Raw genomic sequence first — 8,008 nt, forward strand, 5'->3', positions numbered from 1 at the left:
CAAGAAAAATGGACTGCTGAAACAGTCCATCATTGCTCAATTCTTGCGCCCTTTACTTGAATAAGAATTTTGTTCTTATCTACTTTTTAGAGTAATTACAACTATTTCTGGTCGGTTATTTATTCTAAGAGGGATTGGATAGTTACCCAAACCTCTATTTACAACCATCGTTGAGTTTTCTTCTTGAAACAAACCAGCATCATATTCTAGGAAAAAAAACTCCTCCGTTGAAAATACCCCACCTAAAAAAGGTATTCTTATCATTCCTCCGTGTGTATCCCCAGTAAAGACTAAATCTGCTCCCCACTCCGCATATTCCTCGAAATAAAAAGGTCTATGCGTAAGTAAAATATTAACTTCTTCTTCATTAGTTTTGCCTAATCGTTCTTTAATTTGAATTTCCCCTGATAAATGCTCCTTTAACCCATACAAGTTGATTTCAGCGTCTTGCCTTGTGATAGTTGTTTGTTCATCATTTAGTACCGTAACACCGAGTTTGTTTAATTTCTCCTCGTATGCTTCCTTTGTACCTTCTTTTTGATACTTGTTTCTATCTTCATAATACAAACCTTCTTCGTGTTCACCTGTCACATAATAAATCGGATATTTATTATTTAGATTTTCAAGTAACTTTTTTAGAACTTCTCCGTTATTCGCTATGTCGTGAGAGTTATTTAACATATCACCAGTTATAATAATTATATCTGGCTCAATTTTATTGATTTTATTAACCAACCTTTTGTTTCCTTCTCCAAATTCTTTATTGTGCAAATCTGATAACTGTACAACTTTAAAGCTATCAAATTCCTCTGGCAAATCCTCTAAATGGACAGCTTTATTTGAGACCGAAATCCAATTAAGTTGTAAAAAGTAATAAACTATTAAACAGATTAAAATTGCAAAAGTGATTACGAATATTTTCCTACGTTTATTAACCATTATTTCCTCCTGCAAAATCCAATGTCTTGCTTAAACTATCTCGTTACTTTAAGTACAAAATTTCACAATCCCTTCTAAACTTTAACATAGGGATTCATTTTCTTTAAAGGTGTTGCTCCGTTAAATGGCCCGATTGTTGAAAATCCCTGAAACTTCTATTAACTGGTTTTGTTCAATAAAAAGAGGCTGCCATAACAAGCTCCACTCTTCAACCCGAGCTAACCGTTAGTTGAGTAAGAACTACATAAAAATCAACGATTTCTGATGATTTTCACTAATATTTTTCTACAACCGCACCTAAACTTGATGCTTTTACATAAGGTTGTCCTTGTAATACTAGTAAATTTTCTTTTGTTCCAGTAACAACTGCCCCTATAATCAAACCACCTTTTTGGTGTTTACTTATGAATTGGTAGTCATTCTTATTAAATTTCTTTAAACGGTTTAAGAAGTCTAATTCACCTTTCACTTCAGGGGTACTTAAAACTTGTCCTAACTTTGAAGAGGGGTTTGATATTCCAAATAACCATTGTCCAGATTCAGGCGCATCTCTAAAATCGGAATTTTTAGAGTAGTTATTTACCCAAAACCACGTTGGTTTGATTGAATTAGGAATCATTTTTTTAACTTCATTTAATGAATAACTCTTATCAAAGGAGATTGCCATTTCTATATATTTATCGTTTGGATATTCTTTAAGTTTTAATAAATCATTAGAATATGTTTTGTATTTGAATTGCAGGACATAAAATAACATTTCCCTCTGTCCACTTGGAAAGTTTATTTGAGTGGTATCATCAATCTTTGTACTGTAAGATGAAAACGATGTTGAAGAAAATCCCCTTAATCCATATTTCACCTCTTGAGAATCCCAAGGAATTACTTTAGTTTCAATAACTTTATACACTTCCCGTTTAATTGTTCCTTTAAATAAACCTATATCTATCGTTTCCGTTTCTATTATTGTATTAGGAGCTTTCATTACTGCATCTTGTATAATTAGATTAGAAGCTATTTCACTACCTTTTTTACTTATCCACCAAGCATTAGCCCTATAAACACCAAAAACTATAAGAATACATACAATTGCAGATATTATAAGTGTCCTCAAGAAAGTAATACGTTTTGCCTTTTTCAATGTTTTATCTAAAGAGTTCTCATCAAAAATTGATTTCAAGTTTTCTTCATTTTGGTCTTTCATTTTCTTCCCTCCAATATAGTTCTTTAAATTTTGCTCTTGCACGGGCTAAATATGTTTTCACTCCACTTGGTTTCATTTCTAAATAATCTGCAATCTGTTGATAAGACCATTCCAAATCGTATTTAAGAAGAAGTAATTGCTTAAATATCAATGGTAAGCGTTCAAGAGTATTTTTTATTTGGTTTTGATCTTCTTTTGTAATCATTAAATCCTCAATCAATTTTGAATTAGATACAAGATTTTCGTCTAATAGTAAGAATTGTGATTTTTTATTTTTTCGACAGTAATCGTAATACAAATTTATCGCTACCCGAAAAAGCCAAGCTCTATATTTGTCGGTATCAATTGACTCAATATGTATCATCGACTTATAAACTGATTCTTGGACAATATCTTTTGCTGTCTCCGAATCAGCACCTTACTTTTTTAAATAGAAATATAGCTCATTCATAACTTTAATTAACTGGTCATTTGAGAACCGACTCTTCAAGAACTTTCCTCCTCCCGTCTTTATAACGTAAGAAGAGCTAAAAAGTATACAGTATCTTTAAAATTATCATGAAAAAAAGCGATTCATCAATCTAAGAATCGCATTAGGTCTGTTAACTATTTCTTATTCAACTAAATTGCCCTGTTAGCATTCACGAGTAATACGTATCTATCTGAGGGAGTTTAAGTACAAGCCTTCACAATCTCATCTAAACTTTAACACAAATATCCAATTCCCTTTAAAGGTTGCTCCATAATCTGGCCTTAAAATGGAAATAAGCACTGATCCTTGCTACAGGAAAGCGCCCTTTTCTGGTATACCTAAAATATGATCTCACTCCTAAAACTAAGATAATTTTCTTTCACTAACGCACTCGTTTAGAAAAAAATTATCTTAGCTTTAGGCTCTGTTAATGTAAAATGCCATTCTTTGATACTTGTTTAAAAATTTTGCTTGTTAAAACACCTCACTTAATTCCAATATTGGAAACCAAAGAGACAACCTCTTCGGTTTTTTTATGATTATTAGCGAGAGGTATAACCTGCGTCTACATGAATTGTTGTACCTGTCACATAAGAAGATGCGTCAGAAGCCAGCCATAAACTAGCTTGAGCTATCTCTCGTGGCTGTCCAAAACGATTTAGTAGACTTAGCTGAGGCGCATATTCTTCTTCTGTGAATCCGAATTGTTCTAATGCGCCACGAAGCATTGGCGTATCTATTGCACCTGGTGCAACCGAATTAACACGAATATTAAGTGGACCATTTTCCAAAGCTGCCACTTTTGTCATCCCAACAACACCATGCTTCGCCGCAACGTAAGCAATATTATTTGGTTGTGGACGGAATCCACTAACAGAAGAAATGTTAATAATAGAGCCACCATGTCCTTGTTTTTGCATTTGCTGTAATTCATATTTCATGCAAAGTGCAGTACCAGTTAAATCAACTGAGATTAGGCGATTCCAGTACGTTTCATCAAATTCAGCTACTGGTTTATCATCGGGCGTTAAAGCAGCGTTATTTACTGCTACATCTAATTTACCAAATTTATCAACTGCGAATCTAACCATAGCTTGTACTTCTTCAGATTTTGAAATATCCACTTTTACAAAAGCAGCTTCGCCACCACTTGCATTGATTTCTTCTGTCACTGCACGTCCTTTTTCTTCATTAAAATCTGCTATGACAACCTTTGCTTTTGCTTCTGTGAATAACTTCGCTGTTGCCTCACCCATACCCATTGCTGCGCCTGTAACGATGGCTACTTTTCCTTCTAAAACTGGGAAAGTCATATGAATACCTCCAGAAAACTTACCGATATATTTTTTAAATCTTACTACGTGAAGAAAAAACACCTTCAAGATCAGTATTTGTTAAGGTGTTCAATATCATTCAAATTGAAAGTCACTCTACAATCTCCCCTATACATAAAGAAAGTGCACAATTTTCACTCTGAAATACACGCCCAATTCTTAAAAAACAAAGAAGAAGGTTTTATACAAAAATACTCCGGCTAATAAATGGAGTAATTTTCATAAAAGCACAGGATAATATCATTTGTAAACATAAGGAGGGATTTTCTGTGGGAAGTTTTTCAAATAAAGTGGTTTTAATTACTGGAGCTGCTGGTGGTATTGGGATTGCTACCGCTAAAGCTTTTGCTGAGGAAGGTGCAAAATTAGCATTAGTCGACCTAAAACAAGAGGCCTTAGAAAAAGCAGTAAAAGAGGCAGGAATTTCTGAAGCCTTATTATTGACTGCAGACGTAACAAATGAAGAGGCAGTAAAAAAATATGTTAATGATACTGTTGAAAAATATGGAAGAATCGATTCATTTATAAATAATGCTGGTATTAATGGTGATTTTGCAAATATTGTGGATCAAACCGTTACAAACTTTAAAAATGTATTAAATGTTAACGTGATCGGGGTATTCTTGGGCTTAAAATATGTCATGAAAGTCATGATCAATCAAAAACAAGGTTCAATTGTCAATTTGGCATCTAATGGTGGATTGCTCGGTGCGCCTGGAATGAGTGCCTATGTAGCATCTAAGCATGCCGTGATTGCTCTTAATAAAACAGCAGCTCTTGAAGGAGCAGAATATGGCATACGTTCCGTTGCAGTTTGCCCTTCCGGTGTAGATACACAAATGATGCGTTCTATTGAAAGAAATGCAATGCCTGGTAAAGAAGAAGAAGCCAAAGCAGCATTTGCAGCTTCAGTGCCAATGAATCGTTATGCTGAAGCTTATGAAATTGCAAACTTAATCACATTCTTAGCTTCCGAAAAAGCGTCATTCATATCAGGTTCTTATTACCGTATTGATGGTGGACAAGGTGCTACATCCGTTTGATCAGATAAAGTGTTTAAAAAAGGGCTATTTGGATGCTAGTGTGTTTTAGACCCTAAGGCAGATACTTTCATTTTGAAAATCAAGGAATCGGATTGCGAAATGTCTGATTCCTTTATGCTTGCCATCATTTAATATAGATAAAAGATAATTTTTTATATCTAAACAATTAATTAAGTCCTTTATGCTCATCTTCCATAAAATTGACCTAAACATGAAGAAAGAGCACAATTCTTACTGCAGAATTGCGCCCTATAGTTGAATAAGATTTGTTTAAACATAAATTATTTGCTGGGCTCTTACATAACAGTCAACAAGTATAGTTGCAATTGACTTCTACAGGTTTTACTACGTTCTAATTATCTTGAATTTTTATCTTTTGTAACTATAAGGTATGCTCCGACTATCAAAATGGCTGCTAATATTAAATAGGTGGTGGTATCCAGATTATCAGACCACGCTATAGTATTGACACCATTTTTTTGATGTACAGCTGATATTAAAATTGAATTAGATATAGAGTTTAAACCATATAGGATTAGACCAGTGAGTATAGCCTGTACCACGATGAAAATCCCTATCAATTTTTTCATTTTTTCTCTCCCTTTTCACAAGCGAAATACTTTCTTATTTTACCTACTTCCACTATACTGCCATTTAGCTTAAGTACATTTTTTTACAATCTTATCTATACTCTAACATAACTACCCAATTTTCTTTACCAGTGTTATTCAAGATAATGGTCCTTTCATGCAAAAAGGACGCTTTTCCTATTCCGGAAATGCGCCCGATTGTGGAAGATCAAAGGCTGTTGATTAACTACTTTTCTAGTATACATATACACAAAGGTTAAAGGTGCTTTCTATTTTTTTCGATGATACTTTATATAAGCACAAGTTAGTTCAACACCAAACTACTTATAACTAAGCCGCAGCTCTTTCCTCTCTTTTTTTGTTGACAAATAGTTTTTCTTTAAGAGTTGGCATAATCATACCATCAATCCCATATTTTCCTGCATTCACAGCAGAAACGAGAATAAACATAGATAATAAAACAAGTTGTGGATTGGCACTTGTCGTACCGCTAAACAGATAAGAGAAGTTCATAATCAGTCCAAATAATACTGCTGTTTTAGTGAAACAACCCACCAATAAACCTATTCCCACTAGTAATTCTCCCCAAGGTACTAAAGTATTGAATATCTCTACATTAGGAATGGCTACGTTTTCTAGAAAAACAACCCACCACCCCTGAACAGCTGGGTGTTCTCCTGTTGCTTTAGCTAACGCACCCTGTAAGAAACCAGAAGCATCAAATTGTCCGCTTGCTACCTTTCCCCAACCAGCCATAATCCACGTATATCCGAGATATACACGTAGCACAGCTAAAAGTATAGAGATCTTTTTATTTTCTCTTAGAAAATCAATAAACATACTTTTCCTCCTAAATATTAAAAAATAATTACTAATTGATATAATACTATAAACGATAACGATTATCATTATCGTTCATGTAAAAAATATGTAACAGATATGTTACAAAAACCTCCTGTTGCAATAAGAGAGAACAATTAAAGATATATAGAAAGAGATGAATAGTTTATACAACTTTTTTAACTCCTCTTGGGCATCTAGGGGATCAACTTGTCACAATTTATTTTTTATGTAGGATTGAATTATATTCAATAAAATGGCCCTTAAATAAAAAAAGCGCTAATCCTTGTTTCAGAAAAGCACCCGATTGTTGAATAGAATGACTCACATTTTTTAAACAACTTTATTATGTTTTAAACAACTTTTTTGTCACTTAACGAGAAAGTAACATCTATTAATCTTCTCATATAAAGGTAGTGAGTTTTAAGGTTAGATGTGCAAAATAGTACTTAAAATAAGCGCAAATTACCTCCTAATGTGACAGAATAAACCCCAGTTGGTTTTTCCCCAGTACAAAATATTTATATATGGTCAGACTAGATAGAGTCTTGCAAAAAGGTTGCTCTAGACCCACCTATATTTTACCTGTTATGATAATTTTGCACTTGATTGAGGGGAGAATTACTATTGGAAGAGATAAAATATAATAATCTTAAATTAGGAGAGCGTGGAGCAATCATTAGTATAATTGCTTACATTTGTCTTTCCGTTTTAAAATTAGCTATTGGGTACATAAGTGACTCTGCTGCATTAAAAGCAGATGGTCTAAATAATACAACCGATATCATTGCATCTATTGCTGTACTTATTGGACTAAAGCTTTCACAAAGACCACCTGATAAGGATCATGGGTATGGTCATTGGAAAAGTGAAACTATTGCATCAATGATTGCTTCATTTATTATGGTAGCAGTGGGTATACAAGTATTGCTTGATGCTGTTACTTCAATGATTCAAGGTGGGAAAGAGTCACCCGACATAATAGCAGCTTATGTGGGTGTTTTTTCTGCATTAGTCATGTATTTTGTCTATCGCTACAATAAAAAGCTAGCTATTAAAATTAATAGCAAATCAGTTATGGCAGCTGCAAAAGATAACATCTCAGATGCTTGGATAAGTATAGGAACTGCAGTAGGTATTTTCGGTTCACAATTAAATATGCCTTGGCTTGATACAGTAACAGCTATTATTGTAGGTTTATTAATATGTAAAACAGCTTGGGATATTTTTAAACAAGCTTCTCATGAACTTTCGGATGGGTTTGATCCAGAGAAAATAGAACTGTATAAAAATGTAATATTAAAAGTAGGTGGAGTTAAAGGAATAAAAGGGATTAAAGGAAGAAACTATGGGAATAACGAAGTAATAGATGTTGAAATTCTTGTTAATTCTACCCTAGATATTAAAGAGGCTCACGAGATAGCAACCCATATTGAAAAAGTCATGATAAATGATTATGGAGTATACGATGTTCATGTACATGTAGAACCAAATTAATCAAAAAAACTTTCAGCAGATATAGAGTATGAATAGATACATTATTTTAAATAAAATAAAAAAGGCCAAATTCCTAAAGATGTTATCAAGAC

The 8,008-nt window shown here is 33.5% G+C and carries 7 protein-coding genes and 1 pseudogene; 2 read left to right on the forward strand and 6 right to left on the reverse strand.

Annotation, left to right across the window (positions count from 1 at the left end; genetic code table 11):
* Positions 1 to 75: 75 nt before the first annotated feature.
* From V7068_RS20280 to V7068_RS20295, 4 genes and pseudogenes are all read right to left on the reverse strand, one after another.
* Entirely contained in the window at positions 76 to 939 is an 864-nt protein-coding gene (locus tag V7068_RS20280) for a metallophosphoesterase (protein WP_499714288.1), read from the reverse strand.
* Between the two features lie 274 nt (positions 940 to 1,213).
* Entirely contained in the window at positions 1,214 to 2,140 is a 927-nt protein-coding gene (locus V7068_RS20285) for an anti sigma factor C-terminal domain-containing protein (RefSeq protein WP_499714289.1), read from the reverse strand.
* Positions 2,124 to 2,540 (reverse strand): annotated as a pseudogene (locus V7068_RS20290) (RNA polymerase sigma factor); the annotation flags it as partial. The gene V7068_RS20285 and the pseudogene V7068_RS20290, both read right to left, overlap by 17 nt.
* Before the next feature lie 614 nt (positions 2,541 to 3,154).
* Positions 3,155 to 3,925, reverse strand: a complete 771-nt coding sequence (locus V7068_RS20295; protein ID WP_499714290.1) for an SDR family NAD(P)-dependent oxidoreductase — start codon at positions 3,923 to 3,925, stop codon at positions 3,155 to 3,157.
* Positions 3,926 to 4,215: 290 nt separating this feature from the next.
* On the opposite strand from V7068_RS20295, the gene V7068_RS20300 reads away from it, so the two are divergent.
* Positions 4,216 to 4,989 carry an SDR family NAD(P)-dependent oxidoreductase gene (locus tag V7068_RS20300; protein ID WP_499714291.1) on the forward strand — a complete coding sequence of 258 codons (774 nt, stop codon included), beginning with the start codon at positions 4,216 to 4,218 and terminating at the stop codon, positions 4,987 to 4,989.
* Between the two features lie 356 nt (positions 4,990 to 5,345).
* Here the strand turns inward: V7068_RS20300 and V7068_RS20305 are convergent, their stop codons facing one another.
* Together V7068_RS20305 and V7068_RS20310 are read right to left on the reverse strand one after the other, a co-directional pair.
* Entirely contained in the window at positions 5,346 to 5,579 is a 234-nt protein-coding gene (locus V7068_RS20305; RefSeq protein WP_499714292.1) for a hypothetical protein, read from the reverse strand.
* A gap of 330 nt (positions 5,580 to 5,909) precedes the next feature.
* Positions 5,910 to 6,419, reverse strand: coding sequence for a DoxX family protein (locus V7068_RS20310; protein ID WP_499714293.1), 510 nt, complete (start codon positions 6,417 to 6,419; stop codon positions 5,910 to 5,912).
* A 627-nt stretch (positions 6,420 to 7,046) separates the two neighbouring features.
* Here V7068_RS20310 and V7068_RS20315 point away from each other — a divergent pair.
* Positions 7,047 to 7,916 carry a cation diffusion facilitator family transporter gene (locus tag V7068_RS20315; RefSeq protein ID WP_499714294.1) on the forward strand — a complete coding sequence of 290 codons (870 nt, stop codon included), beginning with the start codon at positions 7,047 to 7,049 and terminating at the stop codon, positions 7,914 to 7,916.
* Positions 7,917 to 8,008 lie beyond the last annotated feature (92 nt).

The sequence above is a fragment of the Bacillus sp. JJ634 genome, from assembly GCF_036962285.1.
Classification (GTDB): domain Bacteria; phylum Bacillota; class Bacilli; order Bacillales; family DSM-1321; genus Peribacillus; species Peribacillus asahii_A.

Excerpts from the sequence above, each read along its gene's own strand:
- V7068_RS20280 (WP_499714288.1), bottom strand. The coding sequence starts at position 939 with ATGGTTAATAAACGTAGGAAAATATTCGTAATCACTTTTGCAATTTTA.
- V7068_RS20285 (WP_499714289.1), bottom strand. The coding sequence starts at position 2,140 with ATGAAAGACCAAAATGAAGAAAACTTGAAATCAATTTTTGATGAGAAC.
- V7068_RS20295 (WP_499714290.1), bottom strand. The coding sequence starts at position 3,925 with ATGACTTTCCCAGTTTTAGAAGGAAAAGTAGCCATCGTTACAGGCGCA.
- V7068_RS20305 (WP_499714292.1), bottom strand. The coding sequence starts at position 5,579 with ATGAAAAAATTGATAGGGATTTTCATCGTGGTACAGGCTATACTCACT.
- V7068_RS20310 (WP_499714293.1), bottom strand. The coding sequence starts at position 6,419 with ATGTTTATTGATTTTCTAAGAGAAAATAAAAAGATCTCTATACTTTTA.